The following is a 1,226-nucleotide window of genomic DNA, read 5'->3' on the forward strand; positions in this document are numbered from 1 at the left end:
TCAATCGAATATTTTAATAAAAAAAGGATCGATAACTATAAATTATTCAAGATTTCTCGACGCTGCTAATAAAACTGAGGAATATTTTGATCTTGTAGATAAGGTCACACCATATAAAAATTAAGGAGGCAAAATATGAAAATAGCAGTTCAATTAGATAGTGACAGAAATATTCTTTTTGTAAATGATACAAGTGAGGACGGAGCAAAATCACAAGTTAAACTATTCAGTGATAAAGGTTGGACACTTGTAGAAAGTGATCCAGCCTTTTCTATTGACCAAAAATATTTATGGACAGTCAGAGAATCCGATGGCAAGTTAGTTCATATCGCCACAAATTTAACACCAGACGAAGAAAGCCAAAAGTCCAATACAGAACTAACCAATTTGGTTATTGATCAAGAAACCGACATTGAGCAAATCAAGCAATCTATCACAGAATTGACCAATAATCAGTTAAAAAATAATACAAGTGAAATATCAGATAAACAGGAGGAAACAAAATGATTTTTCTATTAAAAGTACAACTATCATGGGGAACAAGAACCAAAGATAATATCAAATCTTTGGTCAAAAATAAAAATATTACCGCTGATGATTACAAGCAAATTGTTGGTGAAGATTACACAGAAGAGGGAGCAGCTTAACGGCGGCTCTTTTTTTGTTGTAAAGAAAGGAGATAACTAGATGCAATTGTTTAGAGAAAACAGGTTTTGGATATTGACGAGTTTAGAAACGATATTCCTAGGATTGACCTTTTCTGATCCGAAGCCTTATCTGAAACCAATTGTTGGCGATCCTTCATGGATCGGTCTTGTTGATATACCGCCCTTTTCGTTTGCATTAGTTTTGGTTGGCATTGTTTGCTTAACAATGTGCTTAACGCCATTATCAAAATTTGGCCTATCAATAGTTACATTTCTACTTTCATTAGTTTGGATATTTAGTTCAATTGTATTTATCGTTCATGATCTAAATATGCCAGGCTTTTTCATTGCGTACCCACATATTGATGCCACTCTTTCCACATTTGTGGCAATCAGAATAACTGTAGAGGCAGTTTTTGGGACCAAGTATTATGAACGACGTACTTAAATATATTGCAGGATTTATAACTGCTGTGATTGGTGCTTGGGGTACAGTCTGGTTGCAACGTGCTAAAAATCAAGGAAATAACGAAAGTGTTTATGCAGAGCATACGGAGGACGTGTTTCGAAGAATTGATA

The 1,226-nt window shown here is 34.4% G+C and carries 3 protein-coding genes; all 3 read left to right on the forward strand.

Annotated features, from left to right (window positions below):
- Positions 1 to 135 precede the first annotated feature (135 nt).
- From FHL06_RS13525 to FHL06_RS13535, 3 genes are read left to right on the forward strand one after another with little or no spacing between them, the layout of a single operon-like run.
- Positions 136 to 507 (forward strand): hypothetical protein, encoded by a 372-nt coding sequence (locus tag FHL06_RS13525; protein WP_153387152.1) that lies wholly within the window; start codon positions 136 to 138, stop codon positions 505 to 507.
- The gene (locus FHL06_RS13530) at positions 504 to 647 is read left to right on the forward strand and encodes an XkdX family protein (RefSeq protein ID WP_153387154.1); all 144 of its coding nucleotides are present in this window, start codon (positions 504 to 506) and stop codon (positions 645 to 647) included. The genes FHL06_RS13525 and FHL06_RS13530 overlap by 4 nt, the downstream gene beginning before the upstream one ends.
- A gap of 40 nt (positions 648 to 687) precedes the next feature.
- On the forward strand, positions 688 to 1,095 hold the full coding sequence (locus tag FHL06_RS13535; protein ID WP_153387156.1) for a hypothetical protein: 408 nt from the start codon (positions 688 to 690) through the stop codon (positions 1,093 to 1,095).
- Positions 1,096 to 1,226 lie beyond the last annotated feature (131 nt).

The sequence above is a fragment of the Companilactobacillus halodurans genome, assembly GCF_009600985.1.
In the GTDB taxonomy this organism is placed as follows: Bacteria; Bacillota; Bacilli; order Lactobacillales; family Lactobacillaceae; genus Companilactobacillus; species Companilactobacillus halodurans.